The 18,758-nt window shown below is 67.9% G+C and carries 17 protein-coding genes and 1 tRNA gene; 13 read left to right on the top strand and 5 right to left on the bottom strand.

What is annotated here, in order from left to right; genetic code table 11:
• Positions 1 to 31: 31 nt before the first annotated feature.
• The 13 genes from fmt (at position 32) to CFB41_RS16595 (ending at position 12,320) form a co-directional block, all read left to right on the top strand.
• Positions 32 to 1,015: a methionyl-tRNA formyltransferase gene (gene fmt / locus CFB41_RS16655; RefSeq protein WP_089457121.1), complete on the top strand. Its 984-nt coding sequence runs from the start codon at positions 32 to 34 to the stop codon at positions 1,013 to 1,015.
• Positions 1,016 to 1,135: 120 nt separating this feature from the next.
• Entirely contained in the window at positions 1,136 to 1,771 is a 636-nt protein-coding gene (locus tag CFB41_RS16650; protein WP_089441278.1) for a LysE family translocator, read from the top strand.
• A 102-nt stretch (positions 1,772 to 1,873) separates the two neighbouring features.
• Entirely contained in the window at positions 1,874 to 2,731 is an 858-nt protein-coding gene (gene htpX / locus CFB41_RS16645) for a zinc metalloprotease HtpX (protein ID WP_011353570.1), read from the top strand.
• Between the two features lie 232 nt (positions 2,732 to 2,963).
• Entirely contained in the window at positions 2,964 to 4,355 is a 1,392-nt protein-coding gene (gene rsmB / locus CFB41_RS16640; RefSeq protein ID WP_089457120.1) for a 16S rRNA (cytosine(967)-C(5))-methyltransferase RsmB, read from the top strand.
• Positions 4,352 to 4,942: a DUF4390 domain-containing protein gene (locus tag CFB41_RS16635; protein ID WP_039353770.1), complete on the top strand. Its 591-nt coding sequence runs from the start codon at positions 4,352 to 4,354 to the stop codon at positions 4,940 to 4,942. Before rsmB ends, CFB41_RS16635 begins: the two co-directional genes overlap by 4 nt.
• The gene (esaS, locus tag CFB41_RS16630; RefSeq protein WP_089441276.1) at positions 4,932 to 7,346 is read left to right on the top strand and encodes a sensor histidine kinase EsaS; all 2,415 of its coding nucleotides are present in this window, start codon (positions 4,932 to 4,934) and stop codon (positions 7,344 to 7,346) included. Before CFB41_RS16635 ends, esaS begins: the two co-directional genes overlap by 11 nt.
• Positions 7,347 to 8,048, top strand: coding sequence for a response regulator transcription factor EsaR (gene esaR, locus CFB41_RS16625; RefSeq protein ID WP_021163978.1), 702 nt, complete (start codon positions 7,347 to 7,349; stop codon positions 8,046 to 8,048). It begins immediately after the preceding gene.
• Positions 8,049 to 8,109: 61 nt separating this feature from the next.
• A tRNA-Phe gene (locus CFB41_RS16620) sits at positions 8,110 to 8,185 on the top strand.
• A gap of 351 nt (positions 8,186 to 8,536) precedes the next feature.
• Positions 8,537 to 9,271 carry a 7-cyano-7-deazaguanine synthase QueC gene (gene queC, locus CFB41_RS16615; RefSeq protein WP_021163977.1) on the top strand — a complete coding sequence of 245 codons (735 nt, stop codon included), beginning with the start codon at positions 8,537 to 8,539 and terminating at the stop codon, positions 9,269 to 9,271.
• Positions 9,272 to 9,348: 77 nt separating this feature from the next.
• Complete coding sequence (gene queE / locus CFB41_RS16610) at positions 9,349 to 9,981, top strand: 7-carboxy-7-deazaguanine synthase (protein ID WP_011353564.1); 633 nt, start codon at positions 9,349 to 9,351, stop codon at positions 9,979 to 9,981.
• A gap of 18 nt (positions 9,982 to 9,999) precedes the next feature.
• Positions 10,000 to 10,452, top strand: coding sequence for a 6-carboxytetrahydropterin synthase QueD (queD, locus tag CFB41_RS16605; RefSeq protein WP_011353563.1), 453 nt, complete (start codon positions 10,000 to 10,002; stop codon positions 10,450 to 10,452).
• Positions 10,453 to 10,761: 309 nt separating this feature from the next.
• Positions 10,762 to 11,547: an HpcH/HpaI aldolase/citrate lyase family protein gene (locus CFB41_RS16600; RefSeq protein WP_089457119.1), complete on the top strand. Its 786-nt coding sequence runs from the start codon at positions 10,762 to 10,764 to the stop codon at positions 11,545 to 11,547.
• Positions 11,544 to 12,320 carry a tetratricopeptide repeat protein gene (locus tag CFB41_RS16595; RefSeq protein WP_089457118.1) on the top strand — a complete coding sequence of 259 codons (777 nt, stop codon included), beginning with the start codon at positions 11,544 to 11,546 and terminating at the stop codon, positions 12,318 to 12,320. Before CFB41_RS16600 ends, CFB41_RS16595 begins: the two co-directional genes overlap by 4 nt.
• 104 nt (positions 12,321 to 12,424) lie before the next feature.
• On the opposite strand, the gene rodA is transcribed toward CFB41_RS16595, so the two are convergent.
• The 5 genes from rodA to CFB41_RS16570 form a co-directional block, all read right to left on the bottom strand.
• On the bottom strand, positions 12,425 to 13,573 hold the full coding sequence (gene rodA, locus CFB41_RS16590) for a rod shape-determining protein RodA (RefSeq protein ID WP_039353786.1): 1,149 nt from the start codon (positions 13,571 to 13,573) through the stop codon (positions 12,425 to 12,427).
• Positions 13,574 to 13,584: 11 nt separating this feature from the next.
• The gene (gene mrdA / locus CFB41_RS16585) at positions 13,585 to 15,870 is read right to left on the bottom strand and encodes a penicillin-binding protein 2 (protein WP_089457117.1); all 2,286 of its coding nucleotides are present in this window, start codon (positions 15,868 to 15,870) and stop codon (positions 13,585 to 13,587) included.
• 114 nt (positions 15,871 to 15,984) lie between these two features.
• Positions 15,985 to 16,497 carry a rod shape-determining protein MreD gene (gene mreD / locus CFB41_RS16580; protein ID WP_009687274.1) on the bottom strand — a complete coding sequence of 171 codons (513 nt, stop codon included), beginning with the start codon at positions 16,495 to 16,497 and terminating at the stop codon, positions 15,985 to 15,987.
• Positions 16,494 to 17,564: a rod shape-determining protein MreC gene (gene mreC, locus CFB41_RS16575; protein WP_089426586.1), complete on the bottom strand. Its 1,071-nt coding sequence runs from the start codon at positions 17,562 to 17,564 to the stop codon at positions 16,494 to 16,496. The genes mreD and mreC overlap by 4 nt, the downstream gene beginning before the upstream one ends.
• Positions 17,565 to 17,689: 125 nt before the next feature.
• Positions 17,690 to 18,733, bottom strand: a complete 1,044-nt coding sequence (locus tag CFB41_RS16570) for a rod shape-determining protein (RefSeq protein ID WP_004189550.1) — start codon at positions 18,731 to 18,733, stop codon at positions 17,690 to 17,692.
• Positions 18,734 to 18,758: the final 25 nt, after the last annotated feature.

Below are 18,758 nucleotides of genomic sequence, written 5' to 3'. Positions count from 1 at the left end.
GCGTTCGCCCAGCCCGACCCCGAACGCTGTCATGACCCATACGTTGCGCGTAGTTTTTGCCGGCACGCCGGAATTCGCCGCGGCTGCCCTCGCCGCGATCCACGAGGCCGGTTTTCCGGTGCCGCTCGTGCTCACCCAGCCCGATCGCCCTGCCGGGCGCGGGATGAAACTGCAGGCGAGCGCGGTGAAGCGCTACGCCGTCGAGCACGGGATGCCCGTCGCGCAACCGCCGTCGCTGCGCCGGGCGGGCAAGTACCCGGCCGAGGCGGCCGACGCGATCGAGCTGCTACGCTCGACGCCGCATGACGTGATGGTGGTTGCCGCATACGGCCTGCTGCTGCCGCAGGAAGTGCTCGACATTCCGCGCAACGGCTGCATCAACATTCACGCGTCGCTGCTGCCGCGCTGGCGCGGCGCCGCGCCGATCCACCGTGCGATCGAGGCCGGCGACGCCGAGACGGGCGTCACGCTGATGCAGATGGACATCGGCCTCGACACCGGCGCGATGATCGAGGAAGCGCGCATCGCGATCGCGCCCGACGAGACGACCGCGACGCTGCACGACCGGCTCGCCGCCGAAGGCGCGCGACTGATCGTCGACGCGCTCGTGCAGCTCGAGCGCGACGGCGTGCTGCCGGCGACGCCGCAACCGGCCGACGGCGTGACCTATGCGGAAAAGATCGGCAAGCACGAAGCGGCGCTCGACTGGCGCAAGCCGGCCGACGTGCTTGCGCGCCAGGTGCGTGCGTTCGATCCGTTCCCGGGCGGCATCGCGACGCTCGACGGTGCGGCGATCAAGCTGTGGGCAGCCGAGCCGGTGGCGGCGCGCGGTGACGCGGCGCCCGGCACGATCGTCGAAGCCGCGCCGGAAGGTGTGGTCGTCGCATGCGGCAGCGGTGCGCTGCGCGTCACGCAGTTGCAGAAGCCGGGCGGCAAGCGGCTGCCCGCGCGCGAATTCCTGGCCGGCTCACCGCTCGCCGCGGGCCAGCGTTTCGCGCTGACCGACGTTGCCTGACGCGGCCTGACCGCCATTCGACACGGCCTGCCGGGCGTGCGCAATCGGCCGGATGGCCGAGTCGCGCGGCGCGGCAGGCGCGCGTAGAATTTCCCTGCGCTCCCCGGTTTCGAGGTTTTCATGTTCGGCATCACCCACTTCGGCTTCTTCGTGCTGGCAGTCTTCCTGCTGAACGTCACGCCCGGCCCCGATACGGCCTATATCGTCGGCCGCAGCGTCGCGCAGGGCCGCGGCGCGGGGCTGATGTCGGCGCTGGGCATTTCGGCCGGCTGCTGCGTTCACGCGCTCGCCTGCGCATTCGGCCTGACCGCGCTGCTCGCGGCGTCGGCTGCCGCATTCACGGTGATCAAGCTGGTCGGCGCCGCCTACCTGATCTACCTGGGCGTGCGGATGATCATCGCGAAGCAGGCGGCCGAACCGTCGGGCACGGCGGCCGCGCAAGCCGCGAAGCCGCTGCGCCAGCTGTTCATGCAGGGCTTCTGGACCAACGTGCTGAACCCGAAGGTCGTGCTGTTCTTCGTGTCGTTCTTCCCGCAGTTCGTGTCGGCCGACAGTCCGCACAAGGCATGGGCGTTCCTGACCCTCGGCGGCGTGTTCGTCGCGATGAGCACGGTGTGGACCAGTTTCGTCGCATGGGTCGCGGGCAGTGTCACGGCCCGCTTCTCCGGCAAGCCGGGCGTCAAGAAGTGGCTCGACCGCACGGTCGGCAGCGCTTTCGTCGGCCTCGGTCTTCGTCTTGCAACATCGCAACGATGAGATTGAATTTTTCCGCCAAGACCTTATCTAACAAAACGCTTACAATTCTCCGTCGCGCCCTTTTTGATGCGCGGCGGGTCCCCTGACGGATAAGGAGTGGGTATGTTCAATTGGGTCAAAACGGCGATGCTGATGGCCGCGATCACGGCCCTGTTCATCGTGATCGGCGGGATGATCGGCGGCTCGCGGGGCATGACGATCGCGCTGCTGTTCGCGCTCGGCATGAATTTCTTCTCTTACTGGTTCTCGGACAAGATGGTGCTGCGCATGTACAACGCGCAGGAAGTCGACGAGAACACGGCGCCGCAGTTCTACCGGATGGTGCGCGAGCTGGCCACGCGCGCGAACCTGCCGATGCCGCGCGTCTACCTGATCAACGAGGACGCGCCGAACGCGTTCGCAACGGGCCGCAACCCGGAGCACGCGGCAGTCGCCGCGACGACGGGCATCCTGCGCGTGCTGTCGGAGCGCGAGATGCGCGGCGTGATGGCGCACGAGCTCGCGCACGTGAAGCACCGCGACATCCTGATCTCGACGATCACCGCGACGATGGCGGGCGCGATCTCGGCCATCGCGAACTTCGCGATGTTCTTCGGCGGGCGCGACGAGAATGGCCGGCCGGCCAACCCGATCGCGGGTATCGCGGTCGCGCTGCTCGCACCGATCGCAGGCGCGTTGATCCAGATGGCGATTTCGCGGGCACGCGAGTTCGAGGCCGACCGCGGCGGCGCGCAGATTTCCGGCGATCCGCAATCGCTCGCGACCGCGCTCGACAAGATCCATCGCTATGCGGCGGGCATCCCGTTCCAGGCGGCCGAGCAGCATCCGGCCACCGCGCAGATGATGATCATGAACCCGCTGCACGGCGGCGGCCTGCAGAATCTGTTCTCGACGCACCCGGCCACCGAGGAGCGCATCGCGCGCCTGATGGAGATGGCGCGTACCGGCCGCTTCGACTAAGCCACGGCACACCGTGCGGCAGTTGCCGCGCGGGAGCCGTCACACCACCCCGCACGCTCCGCGCTGCGGGGTGTTTCATTTGCGCGTGCCGTAAAGGGGCCAAAGGGCCTTCAGCATCGCACGCTACAATGCCCGGTTTGGGATGGCAGCGCCCACGGGCGCCGCGATCCCGCCGTTTGCCGCAGTTGCTTGCTGTGCCCGCTGGCCGCGCTTGTTTGCCGAATTTGCTCCGATGACACGAACCCGTTCTACCGCTCCGTCTTCTTCCGGCCGCCCGGCGCGCCTGTCCGCGCTGCATCTCGCGCCCGATTCGCTCGGCTTCGCACTCGATGCGGCCGCGCAGGCGGTCGATGCGGTGCGGCGCGGCACCGCGCTGCCGGCGGCGTTGTCGGCGGTATTCGCGCAGATGCCGTCCGGTGCGCAGGCGCTCGCGCGCGGGGCGACGCAGGACGTCGCTTACCGGACGATGCGCCGCCTCGGCAGCGCGGACTGGTTGATCGGCCGGCTCATCAGCAAGGCGCCGCCCGCCTACGTGCATGCGGTGCTCGCCGGTGCGTTCGCGCTGCTGCTCGACCCGGCGGAAGAGGCCGCGTATCCGGCGTTCACGGTGGTCGATCAGGCCGTGACCGTGATCGGCGCCCGCCGCGAATGCGCGTTCGCGAAGGGGATGGTCAACGCGGTGCTGCGCCGTTTCCTGCGCGAGCGCGACGCGCTCGTCGCGGCGCTGCAGGACGATGTCGTCGCGCGCTGGAACTACCGCGCGTGGTGGGTCGCTTCGGTGAAGCGCGCGTGGCCCGACGCATGGCAGGCGATCCTCGCGGCCGGCGAGCGGCAAGGGCCGCTGACGCTGCGCGTGAACGCGCGCCGCGCGAGCGTCGACGCGTATCTCGATACGCTGCGCGAGAACGGGATCGAGGCGACCGCCATCGGCCGGCATGCAGTGCGGCTTGCATCGGCGCTGCCGGTCGATCGCATTCCGGGGTTTGCCGACGGCGTCGTGTCGGTGCAGGACGCCGGCGCGCAGCTCGCAGCCGAATGGCTCGGCGCGCGCGACGGCATGCGCGTGCTCGACGCATGCGCGGCGCCCGGCGGCAAGACCGGCCACATTCTCGAGCTGGCCGATGCGGAAGTCGTCGCGCTGGAAAGCGATGCCGCGCGCGCGGCACGGATCGGCGAGAACCTCGTGCGGCTGTCGCTCGAAGCGGACGTGCGTGTCGGCGATGCGGGCGCCCCCGACGCCTGGTACGACGGGCGCCCGTTCGACCGCATCCTTGCCGACGTGCCGTGCTCGGCGTCCGGCATCGTGCGTCGGCATCCCGACATTCGCTGGCTGCGCCGCGAGGCCGACATCCCGGCGCTCGTCGCGGAACAGCGCCGCATCCTGGCGGCGTTGTGGCCGCTCGTGAAGCCGGGCGGCGAACTGCTTTACGTGACCTGTTCGGTCTTCCCCGAGGAAGGCGAATGGCAGGCCCGCTGGTTTGAAGCGGCCTGTGAAGATGCGGTACGATTGGACGCCCCCGGCCAGCTGCTGCCGGGCGGAGTGCAGGGAGGGGCGGCCGCCGGCGCACTCGACCAGAACACCGATCACGACGGATTTTTCTACGCGCGGTTTCAGAAACGGTGACGATCAAACACCTTTTTCCACTTCGGCTCGCGGCCGTCCTGATGGTCGCGTTGACGCTGTGCCTGGCTGTCGTCCGGCCGGCGCATGCCGAGTCGATCGCCGTGCAGCGCGCGTCGCTCCAGTCCGACGGAAGCGGCTGGGCGCTCGACGCACGTTTCGATTTCGAGCTGAACCCGAACCTCGAGGATGCCGTCAACAAGGGCATTCCGCTTTATTTCACGACCGACTTCGAGTTGAGCCGGGCGCGCTGGTACTGGTTCGACGAGCAGCCGGTGGCGGTGACGCAGACGATCCGCCTGTCGTTCCAGCCGCTCACGCGCGAATATCGCGTGTCGACGGGCGGCCTGCAGCTCGGTTTCCCTTCGCTGAAGGACGCGCTCGCGGTGGTCCGTCACATCACGTCGTGGCACGTGATCGACCGCAACCAGGTGCGCGCCGGTGAAACCTACACGGCATCGGTGCGGATGCAACTCGATACGGCGCTGATGCCGAAGCCGTTCCAGGTCGATGCCGTGAACAACCGCGACTGGACGCTCGGGTCGGACTGGAAGCGCTTCAACTTCACGGTGACCGAACGTGCTAAATAAAGTGCGCCGCGCGGCCAGCGGGAAGAGCCTCCTCATTCGCGTGATCGTCTCGACCGTCGCGCTCACCGCGCTGCTGCTGCTCGTGCTGCTCGCGGCCGCGAGCGCGAATACCGAATTCTTCGACCGCTACTACTCGTGGCTGTACGCGACGAACATCGTCGTCGCGCTCGTGTTCCTGCTCGTGGTGCTCGGGCTGATCGGGATGATCGTCGTGCGCTTGAGGAAGGGCAAGTTCGGCACGCGGCTGCTCGCGAAGCTCGCGGTGTTCTTCGCGCTCGTCGGCGTGGTGCCGGGCGGGATCATCTACATCGTGTCGTACCAGTTCGTGTCGCGCAGTATCGAGTCGTGGTTCGACGTGAACGTCGAGACGGCGCTGACGGCCGGCCTGAACCTCGGCCGCGGGATGCTCGATGCGTCGCTGTCCGATCTGCAGACGAAGGCGCGGCTGATGTCCGACCAGCTCGCGAGCGTCGATGCGAACACGAACGGCACGACGCTCACGCTGCTGCGCCTGCGCGACCAGTTCGGCGTGCAGGACGCGACGATCGTCGAGCCGAGCCGCGGCGGCTCGGGTGCGTCCCCCGACCTGCACATCGTCGCGCAGGCGTCGGGCAATTTCGCGGCGCTGATTCCGGACGACCTGCCGACGCCGCTGATGCTGAACCAGGCGCGCGAACACGGCGCGTACGCGGCGATCGAGGGTGAAGTCGACGGCGACCCGCGCGCACACGGCGCGAAGGGTGCGTTGCGGTTGCGCGTCGTGCGTCCGATTCCCGATGCATCGACGTCGTTGCTGCAGCCGGCGGAACGCTTCCTGCAGCTCACGCAGCCGGTGCCGCCGACGCTGGCCCACAACGCGGACGCCGTGCAGCGCGCGTATCGGGAGTACCAGGAAAAGTCGCTCGGCCGCACGGGGCTGCGCAAGATGTACATCGGGACGCTGACGCTGGCGCTGTTCCTCGCGACCTTCATCGCGATGATGCTCGCGCTCGCGCTCGGCCAACAGCTCGCGCGGCCGCTGTTCCTGCTCGCGCAGGGCACGAAGGAGGTCACCGAAGGCGACTACACGCCGAAGCGCGAGATCAAGACGCGCGACGAGCTGGGCTTCCTCACGCAGTCGTTCAACGCGATGACGCGTCAGTTGTCGGAAGCGCGGCTCGCGGTCGAGAAGAACCGCGTCGCGCTCGAGCATTCGAAGACGTATCTCGAGAGCATCCTCGCGAACCTGACGGCCGGCGTGTTCGTGCTCGACCGGCAGTTCCGGCTGACGACGGCCAATCGCGGCGCCGAGCGGATCTTCCGGCAGCCGTTCAACGCGCTGATCGGCACGACGCTCGACCGGATCGGCGTGGCCGCCGGGTTCGGCGCGATGGTGCGCAAGGCGTTCGCCGATCGCGAAGCGGCGTCCGACGGCGGCAGCGGCGATCGCGGCCACTGGCAGCAGCAGTTCGCGATCGAGGTACCGGGCGAAGCCGATCCGTTGACGTTGCTCGTGCGCGGCACGCGCCTCGTGTCGACGGTCGAGGGGCAGGCCGACGATCCGCAGACGTCCGGTTACGTCGTCGTGTTCGACGACATCTCCGACGTGATTTCCGCGCAGCGTTCGGTCGCATGGGGCGAGGTCGCGCGCCGGCTCGCGCACGAGATCAAGAATCCGCTGACGCCGATTCAGCTGTCGGCCGAGCGGCTGCAGATGAAGCTCTCCGACAAGCTCGCCCCGCCCGATGCCGACGTGCTCAAGCGCGGCGCGACGATGATCGTCAATCAGGTCGCCGCAATGAAGCGGATGGTCGACGATTTCCGCGAATACGCGCGCACGCCGCCGGCGGTGCTCTCGAACCTGCAGTTGAACGAACTGGCGAGCGAGGTGCTCGGGCTGTACGGGGTGGGCGAAGGCAAGAGCGCGATCGTCGCCGAGCTCGCGCCGTCGCTGCCGGTGATACGCGGTGATGCGACGCAATTGCGCCAGGTGATTCACAACCTGCTGCAGAATGCGCAGGATTCGGTCGCGGAGTCGGCGCATCCGCGTGTGTTGATCGAAACCAAGACAGTAGAATATGGCGATCCCGACGCCGAGGGCAAAACGCGCGTCGCGGTACGTCTTACCGTGTCCGACAACGGGCCCGGTTTTCCGGCGCGCATCCTGACTCGCGCGTTCGAGCCTTATGTGACGACGAAGGCGAAGGGCACGGGTCTGGGGTTGGCCACGGTCAAGAAGATCGTCGATGAGCACGGTGCGCGGATCGATCTGCGCAATCGCATGCACGGCGAGACCGTCGAGGGTGCGCAGGTGTCGATCCTGTTCCTGCAGATGGCGAGCGATGCGCCAGGCGCCGAATCGGGCGTGCAGGACGGGGCGGCCCCCGCCAAGACAAAAGCAAGTGAGCAGACAAAGGCAGCGTAAATGGCAACCATCCTGGTGGTAGATGATGAAATGGGCATCCGGGAATTGCTCTCGGAGATCCTCAGCGATGAAGGACACGTCGTCGAGGCGGCGGAGAACGCGCAGGCCGCGCGGGAATACCGGTTGAATCAGGCGCCCGATCTCGTGCTGCTCGATATCTGGATGCCCGATACCGACGGCGTGACGTTGCTCAAGGAGTGGGCAGCGCAGGGGCTGCTGACGATGCCCGTGATCATGATGTCCGGGCACGCGACGATCGATACGGCCGTCGAGGCGACGAAGATCGGCGCGCTCGATTTCCTCGAGAAACCCATCGCGCTGCAGAAGCTGCTGAAGTCCGTCGAGCACGGTCTCGCACGCGGTGCGGCGCCGGTGTCCGCGAACGCGGCGGCGAAGGCCGGTGCGGGGCAGGCGGCGGGGCCCGCGGCGGTGGCGTCCGCGGCTGCGCTGCCGACGCTCGGCGACGACATGGCTTCGGCACTCGGCCTCGCGGGCCAGACGGCCGCGATCCCGTTCGACATCCCGTTGCGCGAAGCGCGCGATGCGTTCGAGCGCGCGTACTTCGAATATCACCTCGCGCGCGAAAACGGCAGCATGACGCGCGTCGCGGAGAAGACGGGCCTCGAGCGCACGCACCTGTATCGCAAGCTCAAGCAGCTCGGTGTCGAGCTCGGCAAGAAGCCGTCCGAAGGCGCCGTATAAAATATTTCGTGAAAGTACTTGATCAAGTAACGAAGGGTGGATATACTTTCTCTTCTTCGTTGGCCCGGTAGCTCAGTTGGTAGAGCAGCGGATTGAAAATCCGCGTGTCGTTGGTTCGATTCCGACCCAGGCCACCAGAATTAAAACCCCAAGAATCGGAAGGTTCTTGGGGTTTTTCGTTTGTGGTGAGGTTTGCGTGGCGTGGGATGGCGTGCCCGGCAGTGTTCATGAGGGCATGATAAAATCCGTGTCCGCTCAATAACTTAGCGCATCGCTTCATGCGCACGGCAGGCTGCCAGCGTGGCGCCGTCGTGGCGCGCGGCAACGATGCCGCGCGATGGGCGGTATAAGCGCTCCGCCGCGTTCGCGGCCGATTGCGCTGCCTATACTGGTCGAGCCGGCCCAGGCCGGCACGCGTCGGGCCGCCCGGCGGCAGCCGGCCCCGGGGCGCAGCGCGACGCGAGCCTACACATTCACGGAGTATCACGGTGATTCGGACAGACGCTAAAGACGGCGCGCTCGTGTTGTTTTCCGGCGGGCAGGACTCGGCCACGTGCGTGGCATGGGCCCTCGAACGCTACCAGACGGTCGAGACGCTCGGCTTCGATTACGGCCAGCGCCACCGCGTCGAGCTCGAATGTCGCGAAGGCGTGCGCGAAGCGCTGAAGCGTGACTTTCCCGCCTGGTCGGATCGGCTCGGCGACGATCACATGATCGACCTGTCGGTGCTCGGCGCGATCAGCGATACCGCGATGACGCGCACGATCGAGATCGAGACGGCGGCGAACGGCCTGCCGAACACGTTCGTGCCGGGCCGCAACCTGATGTTCATGACGATCGCCGCGGCGATCGCCTATCGCCGCGGGCTGCGCGTGCTGGTCGGCGGGATGTGCGAGACGGATTTCTCGGGCTATCCCGACTGCCGCGACGACACGATGAAGGCGCTGCAGGTCGCGCTGAACCTCGGAATGGATACGCGCATCGTGCTCGAGACGCCGCTGATGTGGCTCGACAAGGCGCAGACGTGGCAGCTCGCCGAACAGCTCGGCGGCGAAGCGCTCGTCGAACTGATCCGCGTCGAGACGCACACGTGCTACGTGGGCGAGCGCGCGGAGCTGCACGAGTGGGGCTTCGGCTGCGGCGAATGCCCGGCCTGCAAGCTGCGCAAGCGCGGTTACGAGGCCTACCTGAAGGGCGAGCGAGTGACCGAAGCGCCGCTGTGATGCAGCAGCAACGGCAGCGCCTGGTGATTAACGGATTCTGATCGACACAACGAGCGGCGCGAGCCGGACGAAGGACGATGACTTACGCGGTCAAGGAAATTTTCTACACGTTGCAGGGCGAGGGCGCGAACGCGGGCCGGCCGGCCGTGTTCTGCCGGTTCGCCGGCTGCAACCTGTGGTCGGGCCGCGAAGAGGATCGTGCGGAGGCCGTGTGCCGCTTCTGCGATACCGACTTCGTCGGCACCGATGGCGAGAACGGCGGCAAGTTCAAGGACGCCGAAGCGCTCGTCGCGACGATCGCCGGCCTGTGGCCCGAGGGCGAGGCGCACCGCTTCGTCGTCTGCACGGGCGGCGAGCCGATGCTGCAGCTCGACCAGCCGCTCGTCGACGCGCTGCACGCGGCCGGCTTCGAGATCGCGATCGAGACCAACGGCTCGCTGCCGGTGCTCGAATCGATCGACTGGATCTGCGTGAGCCCGAAGGCCGACGCGCCGCTCGTCGTCACGAAGGGCAACGAGCTGAAGGTCGTGATCCCGCAGGACAACCAGCGGCTGGCCGACTACGCGAAGCTCGACTTCGAGTATTACCTCGTCCAGCCGATGGACGGCCCGTCGCGCGACCTCAATACGAAGCTCGCGATCGACTGGTGCAAGCGTCATCCGCAGTGGCGGCTGTCGATGCAGACCCACAAATATCTGAACATTCCCTGAGCCCCGGCTTTTGACATCGTGCTGATTACCCGAAAACTCGAATTCGACGCGGGCCACCGCATTCCCGACCACCGCAGCCAGTGCCGGAACCTGCATGGCCATCGCTATGTGCTCGAAGTCACGCTGCGCGGCGATCTCGTCGATACCGAGGGGGCGCCCGACCGCGGCATGGTGATGGATTTCGCCGACGTGAAGGCGCTCGCGATGGAGCACCTGGTCGGCAAGTGGGACCACGCGTTCCTGGTCTATGCGCGCGACGACGTCGTGCGCTCGTTCCTCGAGCAGATGGCCGACCACAAGACGGTCGTGATCGACCGGATTCCGACCGTCGAGAACCTCGCGGCGATCGCGTTCGACATCCTCGCGAACGTGTACGACGCGCACTACGGCGTGAACCTGCGGCTCGAACGCGTGCGTCTGTACGAAACGCCGAACTGCTGGGCCGACGTCGAGCGCCAGCCCGGCCGCTGATCCCGCCTTCCCGGCAGCCCCGCCAGCCGGTGCGGGCTGCCTGACGCCGCCCCCCGCGGCCCCGTCCCGCCTCGCTCCCCGTCCGTTTCCACATTCCGCGTAACGCCGCGCTATGATCGTTGCGTGGCGCCGAAAAACGCTGTCACGCGTCATTGCGCGACCGGCGCTGTCAGATCGGCCGCCCACGGCCGACCAACGTTCCAGGGCCCGGTCCTGGCGCCGCCGTGCAATGCTTGCCCGGCGTGTCGCGCGCCGCTTTGCCCGTTGCTTGTCCCGTTCGATTGCCGTTCCGTCCAGGAGGCCGTATCGATGAGCACGCTCACCAATTCCCTCAAACAACGCCTGCGCGACGGCGACGAGCCGCTGTACGGCCTGTGGCTGTCGCTCGGCAGCGACTCGGCCGCGGAAGCGCTCGCGCATGCCGGCTACGACTGGCTCTGCATCGACATGGAACACGCGCCGAACGACAGCCGCGATGTTGCATCGCAGTTGCGCGCGATCGCAGCCGCCCATCTGCCGAGCGAGCCCGTCGTGCGCGTGCCGGCGCGTGAGCCGTGGCTCGTGAAGCGCGCGCTCGATGCGGGCGCGCGCACGCTGATGTTTCCCTGCATCGAGACGCTCGACGACGCCGCGCACGCGGTGCGGCTCACGCGCTATCCGTCGCCCGATTCGCCGGACGGGCTGCGCGGCGTCGCCGGCATGGTGCGTGCGGCGGCGTTCGGCATGCGTCGCGACTACGTGCAGACGGCGAATGCGCAGGTCGCGGTGATCGTGCAGATCGAATCGGCGCGCGGCGTCGACGAAGTCGAGCGGATTGCGGCGCTGCCCGGCATCGATTGCCTGTTCGTCGGCCCGGCCGATCTCGCGGCGAGCCTCGGGCACCTCGGCGACATCCGTCACCCGGACGTCGAAACCGCGATGGCGCGCGTGCTCGCGGCCGGCCGGCAGGCCGGCGTCGCGGTCGGGATCTTCGCGGGCGATACGGCTGCCGCCCGCCAGTATCGCGAGGCCGGCTACCGGATGATCACGGTGTCGGCTGACGTCAGCTGGTTGTTGCGCGCCACGCGGCAGGCGCTGCAGGAGGTGCGGTCATGAACGGTGGCGATGGCGCGAGCCGTGGGCGCGCGCAGGGTGGGTTCGGGAGGCGCCGGCAGGTCGGCGCGGTGGTCTGCCTGTGGGCCGTGTGGATCGCGGCCGCCGCGCAGGGCGCGCCGCAAGCGAAGCCCGATCCGTCGCACGAGACGCAGTCGGCGGTCGCCGACTACAACGCCGGCGACTTTCGTGCGGCGCTGGTGCAGTTCCACGACGCGGCCGAGCGCGGCGACCGTCTCGCGCAATTCAACTACGCGATGATGCTGCTGACGGGCGAAGGCGTGACCGCGAACGTCGACGAAGGGCTGCGCTGGCTGAAGCGCGCGGCCGACGCGAACATGTCGCATGCGCAGTACGTATACGGCCGGATGTTCGACGACGGCGAGTTCGTCGCGCGCGATCCGGCCGAAGCGCACCGCTGGTTCCTGCGGGCGGCGAAGCAGGGGCACGTGCAGGCCGAGCTGTCGCTCGCGAACCAGTTCCTCGACGGACGCGGCACGCCGCGCGACAACCGGCAGGCGTTCACGTGGTACAAGCAGGCCGCCGACGCGGGCGAGCCGACTGCGCAGTACGTGACCGCGTCGTTCTACGAGCGCGGTGGCGACGGCGTCGCGCAGAACCTCAACATCGCGCGCGCGTATTACGCGGCGGCGGCCGCGCAGGGCGACGAGACGGCCGGGCTGAAATTCAAGGAGCTGAGTGCGCGGCTGAAGGCGCAGGGGCCGGCATCGGGCGCCGGCACGGAGCCGGGCGGGGCGCACGCGCCGCCGCCATGAGCGGGGGCGGGCGCCGCGCGGCACTGCGTGGCCGCGTTGTCATCCGCGGTCGAAAAAAACGGCGCCGAAGCGCCGTTTTTCTTTATGCGGTGCGTGCCGCGCGGTCAGCTCTTCATCAACCGCCGCTGCCGCCCGACGCTCATGATCATCCCGATCGCGATGCCGAGCGTCGTGAGCGCGGTGCCGCCATAACTCATGAATGGCAGCGGCACGCCGACGACCGGCAGCACGCCGCTCACCATCCCGATGTTGACGAACGCATAGACGAAGAACGCGAGCGTGAGCGAGCCCGCGAGCAGGCGGCCGAACAGCGTCGCGCCCTGCGCGGCGATATAGAGGCCGCGCGCGATCAGCGCCATGTACAGCGTCAGCAGCACGAGCCCGCCGACGAGCCCCCATTCCTCGGAGAACACCGCGAAGATGAAGTCGGTGTGCTTCTCCGGAATGAATTCGAGGTGCGCCTGCGTGCCTTTCAGGTAGCCCTTGCCGAGCACGCCGCCCGAGCCGATCGCGATCACGGCCTGGATCGTGTGGAAGCCCTTGCCGAGCGGGTCGGAAGTCGGGTCGAGCAGCGTACACACGCGGTGCTTCTGGTAATCGTGCATCAGCGGCCACTGCACTTCGGGCTGGCAGATGCGCTCTTCGAACACGGCGATCGAGCCGACCGCGATCACGCCCGCGACGAGCACCGGCACGATCAGCTTGAACGACAGGCCGGCGAGGTAGATCACGAAGAAGCCGGCCGCGAACACGAGCAGGCCCGTGCCGAGGTCGGGCTGCTTCGCGATCAGCCCGACCGGCACCAGCAGGATCCCGAACGCGGCGATGAAGTCGTACCAGCGCAGCCCGCCTTCGCGGCGCTGGTAGTACCACGCGAGCATCAGCGGTGTCGCGATCTTGAGGATTTCCGACGGCTGGATCACGACGCCGACGTTCAGCCAGCGCTTCGCGCCCTTCTTGGTCATCCCGAACAGCGCGACCGCGACCAATAGCGCGACCCCGAACGTGTAGAGCGGGACCGCGAAGCGCATCAGCGTCGTGGGCGGGATGTTGGCGATCACCCACATCAGCACGAACGTCAGCAGGATGTTGCGCAACTGGTCCTCGACGCGGCCCGGCATGTCGATCGCCGCGCTGTACAGCGTGACGATGCCGACGCACAGCAGCAGGAACACGATGAGGGCGAGCGGGCGGTCGAAGCCCGCGAACATCTGCTTGATCTTGTCGAGCCAGGCGCGCTTGTCGAATTGCATGCCTTTCTCCGTTAATGAGCGGTGCCGGCGTCCGCCGCTTTCGCGGGGGCCGTTGCACGGTGATTGTCGTCGCGCGGCGTGGCGACGAGCGGCTGCGCATCGCTGGCGGGCCGGCGTGGCCGGTGCGGGCGCCGGATCGGCGGCAGGCTCGCGGCCCGCGGCGCAGCGGCACTGGCGTTGGCCGGCGGGGCAGCGCTGGCGCTGGCGGCAGCCGCAGCTTCGGACGCGGCCGCGGCCGATGCCGCTTCCGCCGCGCTGGCCGCGGTCGGCACGACCGGCTGCGGCAGCGCGGTGAAGCCGGCCGCGACGGCAGCCGGCTTGTTCGCGTCGCCGATCACCGGCGCGTTGATGGGTTCGGTCGCCGACGCCGCGGCAGCCACGGCCGCGGCCTCGTTCTGCGGGTTCTGGCGGTCGACGAGGTAGAAGTCGAGCACGCGGCGCGCGATCGGGCCGGCGGCCTGCGCACCCCAGCCGCCGTTCTCGACGACCAGCGCAACGGCGATCTGCGGATGGTCGACCGGCGCGTACGCGATGAACAGCGCGTGGTCGCGCAGGTGCTCGGCGAGCAGGTGGCCCTTGTAGTTGGAGCCTTGCAGCGAAAACACCTGCGCGGTACCGGTCTTGCCGGCGGCGAGGTACGGCGCGCCGCGGAACACCTTGTACGCGGTGCCGGACGGGTTCTCGATCACGTTCTCCATCCCGCGCTTCACGACGTCGATGTCGGCCTGCTTGAGCGGGATCGTTTCGCTTTCCTTCGGCACGGTCAGGCGGCGCCCGCGCGTGATCGGATCCTCGACTTCCTTCACGAGGTGAGGCTTCATCACGACGCCGTTGTTCGCGAGCGTCGCGGTCGCGTGCGCGAGCTGCAGGATCGTGAACGAGTTGTAGCCCTGGCCGATCCCGAGGCTGATCGTCTCGCCGTCGAACCACTTCTGCTGCGCGGCCTTCTTGAACGCTTTCTTCTTCCAGTCGGTCGATGGCAGGATCCCGCGCGCCTCGCCCTGGATGTCGATCCCGGTGATCTGGCCGAAGCCGAACGGCTTCATGAAGTTCGCGATCGAGTTCACGCCGAGGTCGCGCGCGAGCATGTAGAAGTAGGTGTCGTTCGACACCATGATCGCCTTGTTCATGTCGACCCAGCCCTGGCCCGAGCGCACGTCGTTGCGGAACGTGTGGCCGCCGAACGTGAAGTAGCCGGGATCCTGGAAGCCCCAGCCCGGCGTGCGCTTGCCGAGCGTCAGGCCGGCGAGCGCCATGAACGGCTTGTACGTCGAGCCGGGCGGGTAGGTGCCGTGCAGCGGGCGGTTCAGGAGCGGCTTGTCGGTCGAGTTGTTCAGCTCGTCCCAGGTCTGCTGGTCGATGCCGTCGACGAACGAGTTCGGGTCGAAGCTCGGCGACGACACGAACGCGAGCACGTCGCCCGTCTTCGGCTCGATCGCGACCAGCGCGCCGCGCTTGCCGGCGAACGCCTGCTCGGCCACCTGCTGCAGCCCGATGTCGAGCGACAGCACGAGGTTGTTGCCGGGCGTCGCCTGCGTGCGCGACAGCGTGCGCACCGGCCGGCCGCCGGCCGTCACCTCGACTTCCTCGAAGCCCGTCAGCCCGTGCAGCTCGGTCTCGTAGCTCTGCTCGACGCCGATCTTGCCGATGTAGTCGGTGCCCTTGTAGTTGTTCGCGTCGCGGCGCGGATCGTAGTTTTCCTGATCGCTGTCGTTGTCGTCGCTCATCGCGTCGATGCGATCCTGGTCGCGCTTCGAGATCCGGCCGATGTAGCCGATCACGTGCGCGGCCGTCGTGCCGAGCGGATATTGCCTGAACAGCCGTGCGCGCACGTCGACGCCGGGGAAGCGGAAGCGCTGCGCGGTGAAGCGCGCGACTTCGGCGTCGGTGAGGCGGGTGCGGATCGGCAGGCTCTCGAAGTTCTTCGAGTCTTCCTGCAGCTTCTTGAAGCGGCGGCGGTCGCGCGCGTCGATCGGGATGATCTCGGACAGCTTGTCGATCGTGTTGTCGAGCGTGTCGTCGAGCTTCGACGGCGTGATCTCGAGCGTATAGGCCGAATAGTTCTTCGCGAGGATCACGCCGTTGCGGTCGGTGATGATCCCGCGGTTCGGCACGATCGGCGCAACGGAGATGCGGTTTTCCTCGGCCTGCAGCGCGTATTTGCCGTGCTGCATCAACTGCAGGTAGAAGAAGCGGCTCGCGAGCAGCCCGAAGCAGACGAACACGAACACGCCCGCCGCCGCGACGCGCAGGCGGAACTTCGAGAGCTGCTGTTGGGTGTCGTTGAATTCGGTCATGCGGTTACGATCGGTCTGGCCCGCGCGCGCCGTGCGGGCGCGGGCGAGGTGCCGCCCCGGAGCGAGGCGCGCAGCGGGCGTGGAGGCGGCGGGTATTCAAGGCGGGCCCCGGGCTCAGATGGGGCGCGTATCGTCCGGATCGACCGGGCGGCGTTGCGGCATCAGCAGCAGGTGGCTCGCGATCGGCCACAGCGCGGCCTCGACGAAGCCGTCGACCAGGTAGCGCCAGCCGGGGAACGCGGCGCCCATCACGAGGCGGATCACGAACGGCACGAGCTGCGCGACGACCAGGAGCGGCGTGACGTACAGCACCTGCACGCCGATCGGCATCCACAGCACGCGGCGGTGGATCGTGATCGCGCCGTACGACAGCAGCGTATAGGCGAGCGCATGCTCGCCGAGCAGCCCCGCGTCATGCACGTCCATCAGGATGCCGAGCGCGAATGCGACGCCCATCCCGACCTTGCGCGGCTGGTGGATGTTCCAGAACAGCAGCACGAGGGCGACGAAGTCGGGCACGCCGGGCAGGCGGCCCCACGGCATCAGGTTCAGCAGGAACGCGGCGGCGAGGCTGAAGACGATGAAGTACGGATTGACCGGCTGCAGGATGTATTGCGGGCGATTCATCGCTGGGCTCCTGATTGCCCGGCCGCGGGCTTCGCGGGCGTGGCGGCGGGCTTGGCCGGCGCGGCCGGTGCCGCAGGCTTCGCGCCGGGCTGGGCCGCGGCGGCCGGCTTCGCGTTCGCGTCAGCCTTGTCGGCCTTCTCGCTCTTTTCGCCCTTCGCGGCGGCTTTCGCGCCTTTCTTGCCCTTCGCGTTCTTGTCGGCGGCCGGATCGGGCTCGGCCGGGCGCGGCGGGATGTCGTTCTGGTAATGCAGCACGAGCATCTGGCGCGCGCCGCGCACGGCGGCGATCGGTGCGCAGGTCACGCGTGCGAACGCCGTATCGGCGAGCTTGTCGACGCGCACGACCTTCGCGACCGGCAGGCCGGGTGGATAGACGCCGTCGAGGCCGCTCGTGACGAGCTCGTCGCCGACGACGAGATCCGCGCTGGTCGGCACGAAGCGCAAATCGAGCGAATCGCCCTTCGGCGTGCCGTAGATCACGCTGCGCAGGCCGGTGCGCAGCACCTGCACGGGAATCGCGAGATCGCGGTCGGTGACCAGCGTGACTTCGGACTGCAGCGGGAACACGCGCGTGACCTGGCCGACCACGCCGTTCTCGCTGACGACGGGCGCGCCGTTCTGGATGCCCTGCTGCGAACCCTGGCCGATCACGATCTTCTGCGTGAACGGATCGCTCGTGTCGTACTGGATCTCGGCCGGCGTCGACTGTGTCGCGATGTGCTGGCGCAGCTCGAGCACCGCGCGCAGGTGCGCGTTCTCCTGCGTGAGCACGGCGGCCTGGTTGGCTTGCGTGGACAGCTGCAGGTTGCGCTTGCGGAGGTCGTCGTTCTCGTGGCGCAGCGATGCGCCGGTGACGGCGATGTCGGCCGCGCCCATGAACAGGTCGCGCGGCACGAGCGCGGCGCGCTGCAGCGGATAGAGCACGGTGCCGAGCACGCCGCGGACGATTTCGAGCGTGCTGAAGCGCGCGTCCGAGACGAGGAGCGCGATGGCGAGGGCAACGAAGAAGATGAGCCGCGCGAGCGCGGGCGGACCTTGCTTGAAGAGGGGCGGCGGACTGTATTCCATGGTCGGCGCCGGGCGCGAATGATCGGTTAAATGATGCTCAGACGCGCAAACGGCGCGGCGGTTCGTTCTAAACGAGCGAGCCGGCCACGCCGCGGTTGCGTCATGTCAGGGAACTGCCTGGACGATCACTCGTACGAGAAGATGCTGCCCAGCTTGTCCATGCGCTCGAGCGCCATGCCCGAACCACGCACGACACAGGTGAGCGGATCTTCCGCGACGAGCACCGGCAGGCCGGTTTCTTCCGCCAGCAGGCGATCGAGGTCGCGCAGCAGTGCGCCGCCGCCCGTCAGCATCATCCCGCGTTCGGCGATGTCGGCGCCGAGTTCCGGCGGCGTCTGTTCGAGCGCGATCTTCACCGACGACACGATCTGGTTCAGCGGATCGGTCAGCGCTTCGAGGATTTCGTTGCTGGAGATCGTGAAGCTGCGCGGAATGCCTTCCGACAGGTTGCGGCCCTTCACTTCCATTTCCTTGACTTCGGAGCCCGGGAACGCGGAGCCGATTTCCTTCTTGATCGCCTCGGCGGTCTGTTCGCCGATCAGCATCCCGTAGTTGCGGCGGATGTAGTTGACGATCGCCTCGTCGAACTTGTCGCCGCCGACGCGCACCGAACCCTTGTACACGATGCCGCCGAGCGAGATCACGCCGACTTCCGTCGTGCCGCCGCCGATGTCGACGACCATCGAGCCGGTGGCTTCCGACACCGGCAGGCCCGCGCCGATCGCAGCGGCCATCGGCTCTTCGATCAGGTAGACCTGCGAGGCGCCGGCGCCGTGCGCGGCTTCCTTGATCGCGCGGCGCTCGACCTGGGTCGAGCCGCACGGCACGCAGATGATGATCCGCGGCGACGGCGAGAACATGCGCGACTCGTGGGCCGTCTTGATGAACTGCTTGATCATCTGCTCGGTGACGGTGAAGTCGGCGATCACGCCGTCCTTCATCGGGCGGATCGCCTCGATGTTGCCCGGCACCTTGCCGAGCATCTGCTTGGCTTCCTTGCCGACTGCCTGGATGGTCTTCTTGCCGTTGGGGCCGCCTTCCTGGCGGATCGACACCACGGAGGGCTCATCGAGCACGATGCCCTTGCCGCGCATGTAGATCAGGGTGTTTGCGGTGCCGAGGTCGATCGCGAGATCGTTGGAGAAGTAGCTGCGCAAAAAACCGAACATTCAGAATCCTGTTTCGCTCTGGGCC

Origin of the sequence: Burkholderia sp. AU33803 (assembly GCF_002223095.1) — a bacterium.
Lineage (GTDB): Bacteria > Pseudomonadota > Gammaproteobacteria > Burkholderiales > Burkholderiaceae > Burkholderia.
The sequence above is the reverse complement of the archived record's forward strand: the minus strand, read 5'-3'. Positions and strand labels throughout refer to the sequence as shown.